At 65.8% G+C, this 16658-nt stretch carries 18 protein-coding genes; 17 read left to right on the forward strand and 1 reads right to left on the reverse strand.

The window, feature by feature from the left end:
- Positions 1–7 precede the first annotated feature (7 nt).
- Both ACFQNJ_RS08655 and ACFQNJ_RS08660 read left to right on the forward strand, forming a co-directional pair.
- Positions 8–775 (forward strand): ABC transporter permease, encoded by a 768-nt coding sequence (locus tag ACFQNJ_RS08655; protein WP_382256113.1) that lies wholly within the window; start codon positions 8–10, stop codon positions 773–775.
- Positions 772–1248: a nucleoside deaminase gene (locus ACFQNJ_RS08660; RefSeq protein ID WP_382256116.1), complete on the forward strand. Its 477-nt coding sequence runs from the start codon at positions 772–774 to the stop codon at positions 1246–1248. The genes ACFQNJ_RS08655 and ACFQNJ_RS08660 overlap by 4 nt, the downstream gene beginning before the upstream one ends.
- A gap of 4 nt (positions 1249–1252) precedes the next feature.
- Here the strand turns inward: ACFQNJ_RS08660 and ACFQNJ_RS08665 are convergent, their stop codons facing one another.
- Positions 1253–2245, reverse strand: coding sequence for an isopenicillin N synthase family dioxygenase (locus ACFQNJ_RS08665; protein ID WP_382256119.1), 993 nt, complete (start codon positions 2243–2245; stop codon positions 1253–1255).
- A 414-nt stretch (positions 2246–2659) separates the two neighbouring features.
- On the opposite strand from ACFQNJ_RS08665, the gene ACFQNJ_RS08670 reads away from it, so the two are divergent.
- The 15 genes from ACFQNJ_RS08670 to ACFQNJ_RS08740 all read left to right on the forward strand — a co-directional run bounded on the left by ACFQNJ_RS08670 (position 2660) and on the right by ACFQNJ_RS08740 (position 16651).
- Entirely contained in the window at positions 2660–3688 is a 1029-nt protein-coding gene (locus ACFQNJ_RS08670) for an ABC transporter substrate-binding protein (RefSeq protein WP_382256121.1), read from the forward strand.
- Between the two features lie 10 nt (positions 3689–3698).
- Entirely contained in the window at positions 3699–4646 is a 948-nt protein-coding gene (locus tag ACFQNJ_RS08675; protein ID WP_382256124.1) for an isopenicillin N synthase family dioxygenase, read from the forward strand.
- A gap of 19 nt (positions 4647–4665) precedes the next feature.
- Positions 4666–5109 (forward strand): VOC family protein, encoded by a 444-nt coding sequence (locus tag ACFQNJ_RS08680; RefSeq protein ID WP_382256126.1) that lies wholly within the window; start codon positions 4666–4668, stop codon positions 5107–5109.
- Complete coding sequence (locus ACFQNJ_RS08685; protein ID WP_382256129.1) at positions 5106–5612, forward strand: nucleoside deaminase; 507 nt, start codon at positions 5106–5108, stop codon at positions 5610–5612. The genes ACFQNJ_RS08680 and ACFQNJ_RS08685 overlap by 4 nt, the downstream gene beginning before the upstream one ends.
- A gap of 63 nt (positions 5613–5675) precedes the next feature.
- Positions 5676–6320, forward strand: coding sequence for a TetR/AcrR family transcriptional regulator (locus ACFQNJ_RS08690; RefSeq protein WP_382256132.1), 645 nt, complete (start codon positions 5676–5678; stop codon positions 6318–6320).
- Between the two features lie 158 nt (positions 6321–6478).
- Entirely contained in the window at positions 6479–7066 is a 588-nt protein-coding gene (locus ACFQNJ_RS08695; protein ID WP_382256134.1) for an NAD(P)H-dependent oxidoreductase, read from the forward strand.
- 8 nt (positions 7067–7074) lie between these two features.
- Positions 7075–8385, forward strand: coding sequence for an amidohydrolase family protein (locus ACFQNJ_RS08700; RefSeq protein ID WP_382256137.1), 1311 nt, complete (start codon positions 7075–7077; stop codon positions 8383–8385).
- Positions 8382–8849, forward strand: a complete 468-nt coding sequence (locus ACFQNJ_RS08705; protein ID WP_382256140.1) for a RidA family protein — start codon at positions 8382–8384, stop codon at positions 8847–8849. The genes ACFQNJ_RS08700 and ACFQNJ_RS08705 overlap by 4 nt, the downstream gene beginning before the upstream one ends.
- A gap of 21 nt (positions 8850–8870) precedes the next feature.
- Positions 8871–9728: a creatininase family protein gene (locus ACFQNJ_RS08710; RefSeq protein WP_382256142.1), complete on the forward strand. Its 858-nt coding sequence runs from the start codon at positions 8871–8873 to the stop codon at positions 9726–9728.
- A 52-nt stretch (positions 9729–9780) separates the two neighbouring features.
- Positions 9781–10782: an ABC transporter substrate-binding protein gene (locus tag ACFQNJ_RS08715; RefSeq protein WP_382256144.1), complete on the forward strand. Its 1002-nt coding sequence runs from the start codon at positions 9781–9783 to the stop codon at positions 10780–10782.
- Positions 10783–10842: 60 nt separating this feature from the next.
- Complete coding sequence (locus tag ACFQNJ_RS08720) at positions 10843–11658, forward strand: ABC transporter ATP-binding protein (RefSeq protein WP_382256146.1); 816 nt, start codon at positions 10843–10845, stop codon at positions 11656–11658.
- Between the two features lie 131 nt (positions 11659–11789).
- Positions 11790–12572: an ABC transporter permease gene (locus ACFQNJ_RS08725; RefSeq protein ID WP_382256655.1), complete on the forward strand. Its 783-nt coding sequence runs from the start codon at positions 11790–11792 to the stop codon at positions 12570–12572.
- 16 nt (positions 12573–12588) lie between these two features.
- Positions 12589–13971 (forward strand): FAD-binding oxidoreductase, encoded by a 1383-nt coding sequence (locus tag ACFQNJ_RS08730; RefSeq protein WP_382256149.1) that lies wholly within the window; start codon positions 12589–12591, stop codon positions 13969–13971.
- Positions 13972–14004: 33 nt separating this feature from the next.
- Positions 14005–14844, forward strand: coding sequence for an urease accessory protein UreD (locus tag ACFQNJ_RS08735; RefSeq protein WP_382256152.1), 840 nt, complete (start codon positions 14005–14007; stop codon positions 14842–14844).
- Between the two features lie 115 nt (positions 14845–14959).
- Positions 14960–16651, forward strand: coding sequence for a response regulator (locus tag ACFQNJ_RS08740; RefSeq protein ID WP_382256155.1), 1692 nt, complete (start codon positions 14960–14962; stop codon positions 16649–16651).
- Positions 16652–16658: the final 7 nt, after the last annotated feature.

Raw genomic sequence — 16658 nt, forward strand, 5'->3', positions numbered from 1 at the left:
GTTCACCATGAAACGAAAACAGCTGGAACGCTGGTCTCCCTTGCTGCTGCTGCTCGCGATCGTCGTCGTCTGGGAGGTGATCACCAGCGGCTTCGGCGTGTCCGAATTCATCTTCCCCAGCCCCTCGCGGATCTGGGAACAGACCATGGAGCACAAGATGGTGATCCTGGGGCACGCCTGGCGCACTTTCTGGGTGACCATGGCGGGCTTTGGTGTTGCGATCGTGGTGGGCGTGCTGCTGGGCTTCCTGATCGGCTCCTCGCGCATTGCCTATGCGGCCATCTACCCGTTGATGACGGCCTTCAACGCCCTGCCCAAGGCGGCCTTCGTGCCCATCCTGGTGGTGTGGTTCGGCATTGGCGTCGGCCCGGCCATCCTGACCGCCTTCCTGATCAGCTTTTTCCCGATCATGGTCAACATCGCCACCGGCCTGGCCACGCTCGAGCCCGAACTGGAAGATGTGCTGCGCGTGCTCGGTGCCAAGCGCTGGGATGTGCTGGTCAAGGTCGGTCTGCCGCGCTCCCTCCCCTACTTCTACGGATCATTGAAAGTGGCCATCACGCTGGCTTTCGTGGGCACCACGGTCTCGGAGATGACGGCCGCCAACGAGGGCATCGGTTATCTGCTGATCTCCGCCGGCAGCTCCATGCAGATGGGGCTGGCCTTCAGCGGGCTGCTGGTGGTGGGGATCATGGCCATGGTCATGTACGAACTGTTCAGCTGGATCGAGAAGCACACCACCGGCTGGGCGCACCGCGGATCGCAAGGCTCATGACCGACGACCAGATCGCGCGCCACTTGCGCCGTGCCAACGCCGTGGCCCTGCGCGCGATGCGCATGGGACGGCATCCGTTCGGTGCGCTGCTGGTGGCGCCCGATGGGGAGACGGTGCTGGCCGAGCAGGGCAACATCGACACTGTGCACCATGCCGAGGCCACGCTGGCGCGCACGGCAGCACTCAACTACCCGGCCGACTTCCTGTGGGGCTGCACCCTGGTCACCACCTTCGAGCCCTGCGCCATGTGCGCCGGCACGGTGTACTGGGCCAATATCGGCCGCATCGTCTACGGGGCCAGCGAAGAGGCCTTGCTGGCCCTCACCGGCAACCACGCCGAGAACCCCACACTCGCTTTGCCCTGCCGTGAATTGCTCGCACGCGGTCAGAAAGCCATCGAGGTGATCGGCCCCATCCCGGCGCTGGAGGCCGAGATGGTGGCACCGCACAAAGACTTCTGGTCGCGGCGCTGACGGGTCAGTACTTCTTCTGGTAGTTGGCTTTCATGCGCTCGGCCAGGTAGTCGCCCGCGGTGATGGGCGGGTACTTGCCACTGGGCGAAGCAATCACCGCATCGGTGTTGGCCTGGCAGAAAAACGCGATGCTGTAGCGCCCGCCCATGTACTCGCCCGGCAGCGGGTTGCGCACGCGGTGGAAGTTGGACAGCAGCCGGTCGTCGCTCCAGCGCATGAGCATGTCGCCGATGTTGCAGGTGATCAGCGCTTCATCGGGTGGCACCGGGGTCCATGCCCGCGCTTCGAACTCCTTGCCCGGGCACACCTGCAGACCACCCTGCCCCTCGCGCTGGTAGAGCAGGGTCAGGCAGTTGAAATCGGTGTGGGCGCCGCCGCGCACGTAGTCCAGCTTGTCCTGCACATCCGTCGGGATGGGGTAGTAGTGCAGCAGACGCAGGGTGCTCTGGTAGGTGTCCCGGCCCATGTCGTGCGCGCGGGTGAAGAAGTCGCGGTCGAAACCCAGCTTGTCCGCGAAGCAGGACAGCACCCGCATGCCGACCGCCCAGCTCGCGTCCTCAAACGCCTGCATGGCCGCCTTGAAGCCGGGCAGCTCGGCCTCGCTCGGGTACAGGCCCGCCATGCGCGGACGCGTCATCTGGTAACTCTCCTTCTGGTCGGGCACGCCGGTTGATGGGCGCACCTGCGACAGGCTCTCCCAGCCCGCGTTGCGAGCAATCGGCCACTGTGCCTTGGTCTCTCGTGGCAGGGCGAAGAAGCGCTCGCTCATGGCGAAAGCCTCGCGCACCTGCGCCAGCGGGATGCCGTGGTGACTGAGCTGGAAGAAGCCGACCTCGGTGGCGGCGCGCCAGAGCTGCTCGGTAATCTCGTCCCGGCGTGCGTCGAAATCGCTCAGGTCGATGACAGGCACCGGGCGGGCGGTGGTTTCCGAACCGGCAGCGCCCATCCGGGCTTCCTTGCGCAGTTCCTCGAGGACGTAGGGCGAGGCAGTGGTCATGAAAGGACTCCTGAAAGTGTGTTGAACATTTCAAGAGCAATTTCCCACCAGCGGCTGCCGGCTGAACGCTTCTACTCTCATGCCGGATTTAGCAATATCTGCACCAGCCAGGCAAGCTGGCCACGCGCCTGCCGCGGCATCTTTGGGCACACCGTGATGGTGCGACCTGCGCCACCTTGGAATGGCTGAGCACCGATCCGCGTCCACATTGGGGCAGGTCTTTATCCGGTGATGCGCGCTGCCATCACCTGACACTGGCACGCTTCCTGCTGTCCGCTCAGTCAAGAGTAGAAGCGTTCAGCCGGCAACCGCTGGTGGGAAATTGCTCTGAAACCAAGCCTGTGGCCTTGCGTGACCGACCGACATCGGTTTCGCAGCAGCCGTCCTTGCGCCTGTCATTTCGGAGCACTGATCATGAAGCGTCGTTCCCTTGTTGCCGCCGCTGGCGCCGCCTCCCTGCTTTGCGCCGCACCCCTGGTGCGGGCCCAGGGAGGTCTTCAGAAGTTCAAGTTCAACCTGGGCTGGAAGGTTGAGGCCTCCGGTGCCGGGTACCTGCTCGCGCTGCAGCGAGGCTACTACCGCGAGGCAGGTCTGGATGTGACCATCGACACCGGCAACGGTTCAGCGGCCGCCATCAGTCTGGTGGCAGGTGGCGCGTACGACGCCGCTTCGGCCGACCTGGGTACCATGATCGAATTCAACACCAAGAGCGCCGATGCCCGGCTGCAAGCGGTGGCCATCCAGTACGACCTGAATCCGAACTCGGTGATCGTCCGGCGGGATGGTCCGATCCAGAAGCCCGCGGACCTGGCTGGCAAGTCCCTGCTGGGACAACCCTTCAACGCCTCGCGCAAACTGTTCCCTGCCTTCGCGAAGGCCCAGGGATTCGACCCCAGCACCGTGAAGTGGGAAAACGTCGCGCCCGACATCGGTGACACCCGGTTTGCCAAAGGTGACTTTGACGGGGCTGCCTACTTCTTCTTCACCGGCCTGCTCAACCTCAAGGCGCGAGGCATGGGGCCGGAGTTGCTGCGGGTCTTCAAGTACGCCGATCTGGGCCTGAAATCCTACGGAAACGGCATCGTGGCCAACCCGAAAGCCATGCAACAGACCCCAGAGGCTGTGGCCGCCTTCGTGCTGGCCAGTACGCGCGGCTGGATCGAGGCCATCGCCGACCCCAGAGCCGGTGCCGCCGCCATCAAGGCGCGGGAGCCTCTGGCCAACGAGACGCTGGAGTACGAGCGCCTGCAACTCATCGTGGATGGAACCATGAAGACCAGCGGCACCCGTCAGCATGGTTGGGGAGCCGCAACCCCGGAACGCCTGCAAGCCACCCTGGAGGAAACCATCGGTGCGTTCGGCCTGGACAGCAAGCTGACCGTGGCCGACATCTGGACCGACCGGTTCCTGCCGTCGCCCGAGAAGCGGCGACTCAAAGCCTGACGGACGAGCCATGAGCATTCCGGTGATCGATCTGTCCGACGCAAGGACCCCCGGCTCAGCTGGGGCCACCACCGCCGCAGGACAACTGCGGGACGCCGCCCTGGCATCGGGCTTCTTCTATGTGACCGGTCATGGCATCCCCGCTGAAATGGTGCAAGGCCAGTTCGATCTGGCGCGGGCGCTGATGGATCTTCCCGACCAGGTCAAGGATGCCCTGTCCATTCGGCGGTCACCCATCATGAGGGGATTCGAGCGCCTGGGCGAGCAGACGCTGGATGCAACGGCGCGACCGGACCTCAAAGAGAGCTTCTACTGCGGCATGCACTATGCGCCCGACCATCCCTACGTGCTGGCGGGCTATCAGACCTACGGGCCCAACCAATGGCCCGTCGAGCTGCCCGACGCCCCCGAGCGCTGCGAAGCCTACATCCACGCCATGCTCGGCTTGTGCCGGCGCCTGATGCAGCTCATGGCCTTGTCACTGAGGCTCCCCGAGGACTTCTTTGACGCGAGCAGCCACAGCCCGATGGTCACGCTGAGGATGATCCGCTATCCCGCCCATCCGGACGACGCCGATGAGCGCACCTTCGGGGCCGGCGCGCACACCGACTGGGGCGCGCTGACGGTGCTGGCGCAGGACGACTGCGGTGGTCTGGAAGTGCAGATGCCCGACGGTCGGTGGGTCGAGGCGGCTCCGCTGCCCGGCAGCTTCGTGGTGAATCTCGGCGACATGATCCCGCGCTGGACCAACGGGCTCTACCGATCCAACCCCCACCGCGTGCGCAACCTGCACTCTGCCGGCCGTGCGCGCTATTCCATACCGTTCTTCTACGAACCCGACTACCTGGCGCGCATCGAACCCGTGCCCGGCACGCTGGCCCCGGGCGAGACGCCCCTTCTCAAACCCTGCACGGCCGGCGAACATCTGCGCGAGATGTACCTGCGCACGTACGGCTGACCGACGCACAGGAAACGCCATGAAGCTCTATCACAACCTGTTCTGCAGGGACATCGAGGCGCAGTTGCGCTTCTACAGTCACCTGCTGGGCGTTGGCGAGGCGCTGCACCTGCGCTCACCCATCTACCGCGGCATCGAAATGCCCGGCTTTCAGTTCGGCTTCCATGCCCCTGCCGCCTACCGCCTGCTTCAGCTGGAGGACAGGATCACTGAGCCCACCAGCCACCAGGCCGTGACCGGCTACCCCACCTTCATGCTTGACACTCCCGACGCCGTGACGAAAGGCGCAGGCCGCGCGAGCGAACTGGGCGGCCGCGTGATCAAGGCCCCGTACGCCACCTACTACGGCCAGTGGCAGGCCGTGCTCGGCGACCCCGAGGGCCATGTTTTCCGGCTCAGCTGCGATGCCTTGCCCGCTGGCGTGAGCGCACCCATCCTGCACCTTGAACAGACGTCAACATGAGCGCCGAGCTGCCCACCGAATCTCCTTTAAGCGAACGCGACGGTCGCTACCTGCGCCATGCCATCGCCATGTCCCGCGTGGCCCGCTCGCGTGGCAACCGTCCTTTCGGGGCCGTGATCGTCGCTACCGATGGCGCGGTGCTGGCCGAGGTCTGGAACAGCAATGTCGAAACCGGTGACTGCACCGCCCATGCCGAGGTGAATGCCATCCGCGCGGTCAGCCCCAGGTACAGCAGAGAAGCCCTGGCGTCGGCCACCCTGTACTCGTCGGCCGAGCCGTGTGTGATGTGTGCGGGTGCCATCTTCTGGAGCAACATCGGTCGCGTGGTCTTCGGTATCGATGCCCAGCGCCTGCGGGCGTTCCGGGGTGAACGCCCCGAGCAGCGCGATGCCGAACTCTCCTGCCGGGATGTGTTCGCCGCCTCACCGCACCCGATCGATTGCATCGGTCCGGCCCTGATCGAAGAGTCCAGCCGAGAGCACGAAGGCTTCTGGCAACGCTGACCCCCTGTCCTGCGAAAGGGTGCTTCTAGAATCGGGCCGTCAACATCGACGCGTCCTCCGATCATGACCCGCACCGCAGCCAGCCCGCCCGCCACACGCTCGCGCCGCGGGCGTCCACAGATGATGGCCGACATCCGGGCGGCGGCCATCACGGAGTTCGGTCTGCACGGCTATGAAGGGGCTTCCACCCAGCGCATTGCCGAGCGGGCTGGGCTGACCAAGCCGCAATTGCACTATTACATCGAAGGCAAGCAGGCCCTGTATGAAGAGCTGCTGTCGTCGGTGCTGCAGGGCTGGTCGCAGGCCTTCCGGTTTGATGCTGCGTGCGATGACCCGCGGGAAGTGCTGTCCTCCTACGTGCAGCGCAAACTCGATTACGCCATCGACCACCCGGGGCTCTCGCGCGTGTTCACCTCGGAATTGCTCTCGGGTGGCAAACACCTGGGCAAGTACTGGCCGGTGGCCCGGCGGTCCACGCAACAGAAGGTGCAGGTGATCGAACGGTGGATTGCGCAGGGGCGATTGCGTCCCATGGATGCGCGCCTGCTGCTGATGCACATCTGGGGCATGACGCAACACTACGCGGACTACGCGGTACAGGTGCGGGTGATGCTCGGCGTGGGGCCCGAGGCGCCCATCGACCGCGCACCGATAGCGCGCGAACTCACCACCTTCGTGCTGCTCGGCTGCGGGCTTGCACCAGACTGAATCGCCCCGCAGCCGATCAGGGGCACACACACCCGGATCCGCCCGCTCCTGAGGCTGGCACACCCCTTGCTCTGACTTCACCATAAATTTGATCGATTGGTCAAATTTGGAGCCAACGGATTCCGGTGGCTCCACGAACCCTTAGCAAGGAGCTGTTGATGCGTGTGCTCGTCATCTATTGCCACCCGGTGGACACCAGCTACAACGCGGCGCTGCACCGGCAGGTGCTGGACGGACTGCGTCAGGCCGGACACGAGGTGGACGACTGCGACCTGTATGCCGAGGGCTTCAACCCGGTGATGTCGAAGGAGGAGCGCCTGGGTTACCACGAGGTGCCTACCAACCAGGCCCCGGTCCAGGGCTATGTGGACCGCCTGCGCTGGGCCGAAGCCCTGGTGTTCTGCTTTCCCACCTGGTGCTTTGGCATGCCCGCCATGCTCAAGGGCTTTTTCGACCGGGTGCTGATGCCGGGCGTGGCTTTCGACATCAGCAACCCGCAGCGGGTTCGGCCATCACTCACCCACATACGGCGCATCACCGCGGTGGTCACCTATGGCCGCCCGCGCTGGACCGCCATGCTGATGGGTGATCCGCCGCGCAAGGCCATCACACGCTACCTGCGCCTGCTCACCGGCGGCAGCGCCCGCACCGACTACCACGCCTGCTACCACATGAACGTGGCCACACCCGACCGACTGCAGACCTTCAAGGACCGCGTCGGACTGGCGATGGCCCGACTCGCCTGAGGCCCATGATGAGCACCAACCCCGACCCGGTTCGGATGCTGCGCGGGCTTCGGCTGCCGCAGTGGCTGCTGCCAGTGCACTGGCCACAAACGGATAGCGGCCCGGCCTGGGCTGACCTGCTCATCGACTCCGAGGGGCAGGTCGTGCGGTTGCAACCCCACGGATCGCCATCCGGGGCACCAGACATGGGCCGATGCTGGGATGTTCAGGGCGCCCTCGCCCTGCCCGGGTTGGTTGACGCCCACACCCACATCGACAAGACCTTCACGCTGCCCCGAATGCGGAACGTGACACCAGGGCTGCTGGGGGCGATCGAGGCCATGATGGTCGATCGCGCGCAATGGACGCCCAACGACATCCACCAACGCGCCTCCCGGGCAATGGAGTGGAGCTACCGATCCGGCGTGACGCGGCTGCGTACCCACTGTGACTGGTGGGAGCCCGACCAGGTGCCGGTGGCCTGGCAGGTTCTGCGGGACCTGGCCGAGGCGTGGCGGGGGCGCATGCGCCTGGAGCGGGTGAGCCTGATACCGCTGCCGCTGTTTGCCGATCGCCACGCAGCACACGAGCTGGCGCGGACCGTGGCCCGCTCGGGGCCGGATACCCTGCTGGGTGGCTTCGTGCACTCCACCCACTGGAACCCCGGCGCGCTGCGTCACCTGCTGGAGGCGGCGGCGCAACATGGCCTCGACGTGGATCTGCATGTGGACGAAGAACTGCAGGTGGAGGCACAGGGGCTGTTGACCACCGCCCGACTGGCACAGGAGATGGGCTTTGCCGGCCGCATCGTCTGCGGCCACACCTGCGCCCTGTCGGTGCAGGACGAACGCACGGCACAAGCCACCCTGGATGCTGTCGCCCAGGCACCAATCACCCTGGTCACCTTGCCAGTGACCAACCTGCTGCTGCAGGACGCCCAGACGGCGCGAACGCCACGCACACGGGGCATCACCCTGGTCAAGGAGGCGCGCAGCCGAGGCATCCCGGTGCTCATGGCCAGCGACAACGTGCAGGACCCGTTCTGCCCCATGGGCAGCTACGACCCGCTGGAAGCCATGACCATCGGCCTGCCGGCCGCCCAGCTGACACAGGCCTTCGATCGGTGGACCGACTCGCTCTGCCGCGCCGACTGGCTGGACCGGGCACCCAGTCCGCCCCTCGCACCCGGTGAACCCGCCGACCTGGTGATTTTTGTCGACGCAGACCACTGGGGCTTTCCGTCCAGAACCCAGCAGCGCGTGGTCCTGCGCCGCGGGCGCCTGTGCCACGGCAGCCCGCCCGCACCCTGGTACCAGCCATCCGGCGCCCTGGCGCCATGACGCCCATGAACCAGCCGTCCACCATCGCGCAGCCCCTGGCCCGATACGCCGCCTGGCGCCGGGCGGGCGACTTCATCTTCCTGTCGGGCGTGATCGCTGTCGACCCCGCGGCCGCGCGCATCGTGCGCGGCTATGAAGACATACCACCCGAAGCGGCAACGCTGCTCGGCCGGACCGGCGAGTTCTCGACCGACGTCAAGGAAGGACCGATCCTGGCCCAGAGCTGGTATGTGCTCGACCGCATCCGCCAGACCGTGGAAGCGGCCGGTGGCCAGATGAGCGACGTGTTCAAGCTGGTGCAGTACTTCCGCTGCCTGGACCACTTCCCGCACTACAGCCGCGTGCGCAAGCACTTCTTCCCGGGCGAGCCACCGGTCTCCACCGTGGTGGAGGTCAGCGCGATGCTGCCCACCGACGACATCCTCATCGAGGTGGAAGCCACCGCCTGGGTGCCGCTTCGCTGAACTTCACCAACAGGACCCGCCATGCTGCACGGCTACAACCCGCCCAAACGCTACCTGCCCTACCTGAGCTGGACCGAGATCGCCGATCTGCCCGACAAGGCCAACACGGTGATCGTCCTGCCCACAGGCGCCACCGAGCAACACGGCCCGCACCTGCCGTGTGCCGTGGACACGGTGATCGCCGCGGGCGTGATCGGTCACGCCCTGCAGCGCCTGCCGGACGAGGTGCCAGCGTATGCCATGGCGCCCATCACCTACGGCAAGTCCGAGGAGCACCTGCATTTCCCCGGGACGGTCACGCTCAGTGGCGAGACCCTGCTGGCCACGATGAACGAAGTGGGCGAATCGGTGTACCGGGCCGGCTTTCGCAAGCTGCTCATCGTCAACGGCCACGGCGGGCAGCCCCAGGTGATGGAGATGGCGGCCCGCGAGTTGCGACTGCGGCACGGCGACTTCATCGTGGTGCCCAGCTTCACCTGGCGCGTGCCCCACGCGGCAGGCCGGTTTCTGTCCGACCAGGAGAAAAAGCTGGCGATGCACGCAGGCCATGCCGAGACCGCACTGATGCTGGCGCTGGCCCCCGAGACCGTCCGCATGGACCGCGCCGTGGCCAACTACCCACCGGTGTTCCCCTCGGCCTTGCTGTCGCCCGACGGCCGTCCGGCCTGCGCCTGGAGCGCGCGGGACTTCGGGCCGAGCGGCGTGATCGGCGACCCCTTGCCAGCCACGCCCGAGCACGGGCAGGCCATTCTGAACTCCCTGGCCCACAGCTGGGCGCAGGCCATCACCGAGCTGCACGCGCTGCAATGGTTGACACGTCCCGAAGCTACCTGGGGCCGCTCTCACCATGGCGGCCATGTCGAAGCAAGCGCTATCTAGTTCCTGTCACCGTCACTGTCCGTTTCCTTTGTCCTACCCACCGGAGAATGCCATGAGCGACACCACATACCGCCCATCCCGCCTGCTGCGCACCCTGGCCACCAGCCTGCTGGGTCTGGCCGCTGTTTCAGCCGGTCATGCCCAGGAAAAGTTCACCTACATGACCAACTGGTATGCACAGGCAGAACACGGAGGGTTCTACCAGGCGGTCGCTACCGGGCTGTACAAGAAGTACGGACTGGACGTCAGCATCCGCATGGGAGGCCCCCAGGTCAACGTGGTGCAGCTGATGGCCGCCGGCCAGGCCGACTGTGTCATGGGCTCCAGCGACTTGCAGATGGTGCAGGTGCGTGAGGGCGGTGTGCCTGTGGTGACCATGGCCGCGGTGTTCCAGAAGGATCCGCAGGTGCTGATTGCCCATGAAGATGTGAAGTCGTTCGAAGACCTCAAGGGCAAGACCATCCTGATTGCGTCGTCGGCCCACCGTGGCTACTGGCCCTGGCTCAAGGCCAAGTTCGGATTCACGGATGCCCAGACCCGTCCGTACACCTTCAACATCCAGCCCTTTGTGGCCGACAAGAACGTGGCCCAGCAGGGGTATCTGACCTCGGAGCCGTTCGCCATCCAGAAGGCGGGTGTCAAGGCCAACACCCTGATGTTCAGCGACTTTGGCTTCCCTGCCTACGCCACCACGATTTCCTGCCTGGACAAGACGGTGAAGGACCGTTCCGCGGTGGTGGAAAACTTTGTGCGCGCCTCCATGGAAGGCTGGAAAAGCTATCTGGCCGATCCGGCGCCTGCCAACGCCCTGATCAAGAAGGACAACCCGAACATGACCGACGAGCAGCTGGCCTACAGCGTGTCCAAGCTCAAGGAACTGTCCATGGTCACGGGCGGTGACGCGGTCAAGGCGGGCATCGGCATCATCACGCCGCAACGGGCCAAGGCCAGCTACGACTTTCTGGTGTCGGCCAAACTGATCGACCCGGCCAAGGTCAAGCTGGAAGACGCCTACAAGCTCGATTTCATCCAGACCCTCAAGGTGCTCCCCTGAGGTCCTCGCGGGCAGGCCCTGCCTGCCCGCACCTGCTTCCACCCGCCCAGGAGTCGCACCATGAGTCCCTCTGATCCCGCCTGGTCAGCCGACCCGCCGGCCGCCATTGACATCCTGTCGGCCGAGAAAACCTACCCCGACGGCACCCAGGCGCTGCTGCCGGTGGATCTGCAGATCCGGGAAGGCGAGTTCGTCACGCTGCTCGGGCCGTCCGGCTGTGGAAAAAGTACCTTGCTCAAGATGGTGGCGGGGCTGCTGGAACCCAGCGATGGACGGCTGCTGCTGTGGCGCAAACCGGTCGCCGACCTCGCCCGCGCCGGCAAGCGCATGTCGTTCGTGTTCCAGTCCCCCACCCTGATGCCCTGGGCCAGCGTACAGGCCAATGTGCGCTTGCCGCTGGACCTGGCCGGCGTGCCTCGGAGCACCGCCGACGCCCAGGTGGCCGAGGCCCTGGCACTGGTGGGCCTGTCGGGCTTTGCGCGTGCCCTGCCCCGCGCGCTGTCCGGGGGCATGCAGATGCGGGTCTCGATTGCCCGGGGACTGGTCACCCAGCCCGACCTGCTGCTGATGGACGAGCCCTTCGGCGCCCTGGACGAGATCACACGGCACAAACTCGATGCCGATCTGCTGGCGCTGTGGCACGCCAAGAAGCTGACCGTGGTGTTCGTCACCCACTCCATCCACGAGGCGGTGTTCCTGTCGACCCGGGTGGTCATGATGGCGGCCCGTCCCGGTCGGGTGGTGGAGCAGTTCACGATCGACGCACCGTGGCCCCGGACCGCGGATTTCATGGTTTCGCCCGAGTTCACCCGCTATGCGCGGCGCCTGCACGAGAGCCTGCAGCTGGCCAGCCACACCGAGGAAGTCACGCCATGAACACCCTCACCGCCCATCCCGCACAGCCCCCGGCCATGACCGCCAACGAGCCGGTATCGCGAGCGGCAAGGACAGCCGGCTCCGCCCGTCCACCAGAGCAGATCAATACGCCACGACCGGTACCCTGGCTCATGCGCCGCAAGGTCCAGCGGGTGGTCTACCCGCTGATGGTGGGTCTCGTCCTGCTGGGCATCTGGCAGGGGCTGGTGACCGGCCTGCAACTTCCCGCCTATCTGGTGCCCTCACCGACCCTGGTGATGCAGACGCTGGTGACCGACTGGAGTGCGCTTGGCATGGCCCTGTGGGTGACCCTGAAGATCACTCTGCTGGCCTTCGCCTTGGCAACCCTCACCGGCGTGCTGATCTCCTTCCTGTTCGTGCAGAGCAAACTCATCGAGACCGCCCTGTTTCCCTATGCGGTGCTCTTGCAGGTCACGCCCATCGTGGCGGTGGCGCCCCTGATCATCATCTGGGTCAAGGACCCTACCCTGGCCATGGTGATCTGCGCCACGCTGGTGGCGTTGTTCCCCATCATCAGCAACACCACACTGGGCCTGCGCAGCATCGACCCTGACCTGCAGTCCTATTTCAAGCTGCAGCGGGCCAGCCGGCTGCAAGTGCTGTGGCGGCTGCGTATCCCCAGCGCCCTGCCCTACTTCTTTGGCGGGCTGCGCATCTCCAGCGGTCTGTCGCTGATCGGTGCCGTGGTGGCCGAGTTCGTGGCCGGCACCGGAGGTACCGGCGCCGGGCTGGCCTACCAGATCCTGCAAGCAGGCTTCCAGCTCAACATCGCACGCATGTTTGCCGCCTTGCTGCTGATTTCGCTGACCGGTGTGGCGCTGTTCGTGCTCATGGCGTGGCTCTCCCGCCTGGCACTGGGCGGCTGGCACGCCAGTGAGCTATCCCATGACTGAACCCGGAGGACACCCCATGAACATGCCCACCGACGCCCAAGCGCTGGCCCAGGCCATGCCCGATCTCGACTGGATCACCGATGCCGGCCGCGTCGCCCGGCTCTCGCAGGACTTCGCCTGGTTCAGTCCGGTGCTCAAGCAGGCCCTGACCGGGCTGAGCGGCGACGCGGTGGTGCGACCCCGCACCGAAGAAGAAATCGCCCGCGTCGTCAGTGCCTGTGCCCGACAGCGCATTCCCATCACCCTGCGTGGCAGCGGCACCGGCAACTACGGGCAATGCACACCCCTGCAGGGCGGCATCATTCTGGACATGAGCGGCTACAACGCGTTTTGCTGGCAACGCGCGGGCGTGGCCCGCGCACAGGCCGGCATCCGGCTGGCCGAGATGGACCAACAACTCAGGCCCCATGGACACGAGCTGCGCTGGCTGCCGTCCACCTTCCGCAGCGCCACCCTCGGTGGCCTGTTCGGCGGCGGTTTCGGGGGAGCAGGGTCCATCAACTGGGGCCCTCTGGCGGCCCCGGGCAACGTGCTGGCCGCCAAGGTCATGACGGTCGAGGAGACGCCCCGGCTGCTGGAATTGCGCGGGGCCGAGGCCATGCTTCTGCATCACACCTACGGCACCAACGGCATTGTGCTGGAGCTTGAGGTGGCACTGGCGCCGGCGGTGGCCTGGTCCGAGTGCCTGGTGGTGTTCGAGAGCTTCGAGAATGCCCTGGACTTTGCCAGCCGCCTGGGCATGGCACCGGGGCTGGAGAAAAAGGAGGTCTGCTTTCTGGGCGCCCCCATTCCGGACCACCTCGCGAGCCTTGCACCGCACCTGCCTCCGGGATGCCATGCGGTCATCGCCATCGTGGCACCCCACAGCGAAGCCGGTCTGCACCAGCTCGCCGAGCCACTGGGCGGAACCGTGACCTACCGAAAAAGCGAAGACGAGGTGCGCGCGGGCGGCCGCACCCTGCTGGAATACACCTGGAACCACACCACGCTGCACGCGATGAAGGTGGACAAGTCGCTCACCTACATCCAGAGCGGCTTCAATCCCATCTGCTTCCGGGAACAGGTACTGGCACTGGAGAAGGCACTGGCCGGTGAAGTGATGATGCACCTGGAGTTTCTGCGCACCAAGGAAGGTGCCTTCAACTGCAGCGGCCTGCAACTGATCCGCTACACCTCGGAGGACCGACTCAACGAGATCATGCAGATCTACCGCGACCACGGCGTCCAGATCAACAACCCGCATGTCTACATCGTGGAAGACGGCAAACAGAACCACCTGGACCCGGGTGTGCTGGCGATGAAGCACCAACTGGACCCCCTGGGCCTGCTCAACCCCGGCAAGCTGCGCAGCTGGGAGACCCCGGCAGCACGCCTGCCCAGCGAAGCGCAACCAGCCTGAAGACAGGCCTGTCAGGGCACTACACTTGGACCCATGCCCTGGCACGCCCGACTCTCGCTCAACTACCGCCTGCAGGAAGACAAAACGGTTCTGCAGCACGCACATGACGGTCCGCTGCGCATCTTCAAGAGCCTCTACCCGGAGGGCGAGTCGGTCTGCCACAACGTGATCGTCCATCCACCGGGTGGCATCGTCGGTGGTGACACGCTGGACATTCGGGTGAATGTGGGGGCCGGTGCACACGCGCTGATCAGCACGCCAGGCGCTACCCGTTTCTATCGAAGCGACGATGAGCCCGGCACCCAGGCGGTCCACCTGCAACTGGCCGACTCTGCCCGTCTGGAATGGCTGCCCCTGGAGAGCCTTGCGTATCCGGGCTGCCGGGCGGTAAACCGTCTGGAGATGGAGCTGCAAGGCGCCGCCGAGCTGATCGGATGGGACATCCTGGGCCTGGGATTGCCCAGCGCGGGCCAGCCGTTCAACGAGGGCAGCTTCCGCCAGCACATCGAGTGGCCCGGCATCTGGCGGGAACAGGCCCTCATCGACGGCCGGGATCACCGCTTGCTGGACTCGCCGGTCGGTCTGGACGGACAGCGATGCATGGGCACCCTCTGGCTGGCCAGTGGACAAGCCCTGGAGCCGGCGCGCAAGGAACGGATGCTGGAAGCGGTGAGGGCCGTGCTGGACGCGGGCGACCGCTCGGCCACCGGCGCTCGGGTGGCCGCCAGTTGCCCCAATCCGCAACTGCTGGTGGTGCGCGGGGTGGCGCCGCTGGTGGAGCCCCTGATGCAGGTGATGCAGCTGGCCTGGCGTGAGCTGAGGCGCGCAGCCTGGGGACTGAGCGGAGGTTCGCCCCGAATCTGGCAGGTCTGAGCGGAAGTACCGGGTTTTTCCGGGGTTGTTCGGCGTTTTGCGGACCCGACTCAGGTCCACAATGGTGCGGTATCAAGCAACCGCGCTCTGCGGTTGTCCGCTTCTGTCCGCTCGAATGGCCTTCGCACCCAACGCACTGCATGAATCACATGCCCTGGTGATCGAGGGCAACCCGCAGTCGCGCTCCATCCTGGTGTCACAGCTACGGGAACTGGGCTTGGGCAAGGTCTCCCAATGCTCGCGCCTGTCGGATGCCCGGCGCAAACTGGAGGCGGCGCAGTACGACGTCATCATCTGCGAGCAGACCTTCGAAAAAGAATCCGGATCGGGGCAAGACCTGCTGGACGACCTGCGCCGCAATCAGCTGCTGCCTTTCTACACCGTCTTTGTCATGGTCACGGCCGAGGCGTCGTACGCCAAGGTTGCCGAGGCCGCCGAGTCGGCCCTGGACGCCTATTTGCTCAAACCCCACACCGGCGCAAGGCTGGCCGAGCGCATCCTGCAGGCTCGCCAGCGCAAGCGGGAACTGCAGGACATCTTCGCAGCGATCGACGCGCAGGACTTCGACCGCGCCGCCACCTTGTGCCTGGGGCGATTCGAAGCACGCGCCTCCTACTGGCTGTACGCGGCACGCATCGGTGCGGAGCTGCTGCTGCGCACGGGACGCATCGCCGAGGCGCAGAAGCTGTATGAAGCCGTGATCGAGGCCAAGGCCTTGCCCTGGGCCAAGCTCGGCGTGGCGAGGACCCAGCTGAGCAGCGGACATGCATCCAAGGCCGCCACGACCCTGGAGAGCCTGCTGCAGGAAGACCCCGGCTACGCCGACGCCTACGATGTGATGGGACGCGCCCAGTTTGAACTGGGCAACTTCGAGAACGCGCTGGCGACCTTCCGCATGGCCACGCAGCTCACGCCCGGGTCCATCAGCCGCCTGCTCAAGCACGGCATGCTGGCCTACTACGCTGGCGACCGCGAGGAAGGCATCGCGTTGCTCGACAAGGCCACGCGACTGGGCATCGACTCCAAGATGTACGACCCCCAGGCGCTCGTGCTGCTGGCCTTTGCGCGCCTGGATGCGGGCGATCGCAAGGGCATGGCGCGGGTCGTCGACCAGTTGCAACGCCTGCGGGACAGATCCTTCGAGCCGGAGCGCCCTCACCGCCTGCTGGAGTTCGTCAAGACCATCGAGGCGCTGCTGCACCAGCAGGGCAACCGGGTCATCGACGATATCCGCCACCTGGTCAACCAGATTCCTGGGCCGGAGTTCGATTTCGAGATGGCGACCAACCTGCTGGGCCTGATGGGTCGCGCCTCGGCCCGAGGACTGCCGATTGCGATCGCAGAAGCCGAAGCGGCGGTCGAGCGCCTGGGCATGCGCTTTTCCACCAGCCGTGCCATGTCCGAGCTGCTGGCGGCCGCAGCGACCGGTCAGGAAGACTACGCCCGCATCGCGCACGAGTGTCACACCCGGGTGCTGAAGATCACCGAACAGGCGATGACCCTGAGCATCAAGGGCGATCCGCGCGGTACCGTGATGCGCCTGTTGCAGGAGGGTGAAGCGACCCGCAACGCCAAGCTGATTGAATCGGCCCACCAGGTGCTGCTGCGCCATGCGGCGCGCATCCCTGACTTTTCGGAGCTGGATGAACGGGTGAATGCCTTGCGTACTCTCTACCGGACCACCACCAGCATCACGCGCATGGGTGACAACACGGCAGCGGGCAGCGCTCCGGGAGGCATGGCGCTGCCCACGGGTTACAAGCCGCCCAAGCAGGAAGGCCTGCTCGACCGCATGCGCAGTGACTGAGCGCACA

The sequence above is a fragment of the Hydrogenophaga bisanensis genome, from assembly GCF_042665135.1.
Classification (GTDB): domain Bacteria; phylum Pseudomonadota; class Gammaproteobacteria; order Burkholderiales; family Burkholderiaceae_C; genus Hydrogenophaga; species Hydrogenophaga bisanensis.

Excerpts from the sequence above, each read along its gene's own strand:
- ACFQNJ_RS08655 (WP_382256113.1), top strand. The coding sequence starts at position 8 with ATGAAACGAAAACAGCTGGAACGCTGGTCTCCCTTGCTGCTGCTGCTC.
- ACFQNJ_RS08660 (WP_382256116.1), top strand. The coding sequence starts at position 772 with ATGACCGACGACCAGATCGCGCGCCACTTGCGCCGTGCCAACGCCGTG.
- ACFQNJ_RS08665 (WP_382256119.1), bottom strand. The coding sequence starts at position 2,245 with ATGACCACTGCCTCGCCCTACGTCCTCGAGGAACTGCGCAAGGAAGCC.
- ACFQNJ_RS08670 (WP_382256121.1), top strand. The coding sequence starts at position 2,660 with ATGAAGCGTCGTTCCCTTGTTGCCGCCGCTGGCGCCGCCTCCCTGCTT.
- ACFQNJ_RS08675 (WP_382256124.1), top strand. The coding sequence starts at position 3,699 with ATGAGCATTCCGGTGATCGATCTGTCCGACGCAAGGACCCCCGGCTCA.
- ACFQNJ_RS08680 (WP_382256126.1), top strand. The coding sequence starts at position 4,666 with ATGAAGCTCTATCACAACCTGTTCTGCAGGGACATCGAGGCGCAGTTG.
- ACFQNJ_RS08685 (WP_382256129.1), top strand. The coding sequence starts at position 5,106 with ATGAGCGCCGAGCTGCCCACCGAATCTCCTTTAAGCGAACGCGACGGT.
- ACFQNJ_RS08690 (WP_382256132.1), top strand. The coding sequence starts at position 5,676 with ATGACCCGCACCGCAGCCAGCCCGCCCGCCACACGCTCGCGCCGCGGG.
- ACFQNJ_RS08695 (WP_382256134.1), top strand. The coding sequence starts at position 6,479 with ATGCGTGTGCTCGTCATCTATTGCCACCCGGTGGACACCAGCTACAAC.
- ACFQNJ_RS08700 (WP_382256137.1), top strand. The coding sequence starts at position 7,075 with ATGAGCACCAACCCCGACCCGGTTCGGATGCTGCGCGGGCTTCGGCTG.
- ACFQNJ_RS08705 (WP_382256140.1), top strand. The coding sequence starts at position 8,382 with ATGACGCCCATGAACCAGCCGTCCACCATCGCGCAGCCCCTGGCCCGA.
- ACFQNJ_RS08710 (WP_382256142.1), top strand. The coding sequence starts at position 8,871 with ATGCTGCACGGCTACAACCCGCCCAAACGCTACCTGCCCTACCTGAGC.
- ACFQNJ_RS08715 (WP_382256144.1), top strand. The coding sequence starts at position 9,781 with ATGAGCGACACCACATACCGCCCATCCCGCCTGCTGCGCACCCTGGCC.
- ACFQNJ_RS08720 (WP_382256146.1), top strand. The coding sequence starts at position 10,843 with ATGAGTCCCTCTGATCCCGCCTGGTCAGCCGACCCGCCGGCCGCCATT.
- ACFQNJ_RS08725 (WP_382256655.1), top strand. The coding sequence starts at position 11,790 with ATGCGCCGCAAGGTCCAGCGGGTGGTCTACCCGCTGATGGTGGGTCTC.
- ACFQNJ_RS08730 (WP_382256149.1), top strand. The coding sequence starts at position 12,589 with ATGAACATGCCCACCGACGCCCAAGCGCTGGCCCAGGCCATGCCCGAT.
- ACFQNJ_RS08735 (WP_382256152.1), top strand. The coding sequence starts at position 14,005 with ATGCCCTGGCACGCCCGACTCTCGCTCAACTACCGCCTGCAGGAAGAC.
- ACFQNJ_RS08740 (WP_382256155.1), top strand. The coding sequence starts at position 14,960 with ATGGCCTTCGCACCCAACGCACTGCATGAATCACATGCCCTGGTGATC.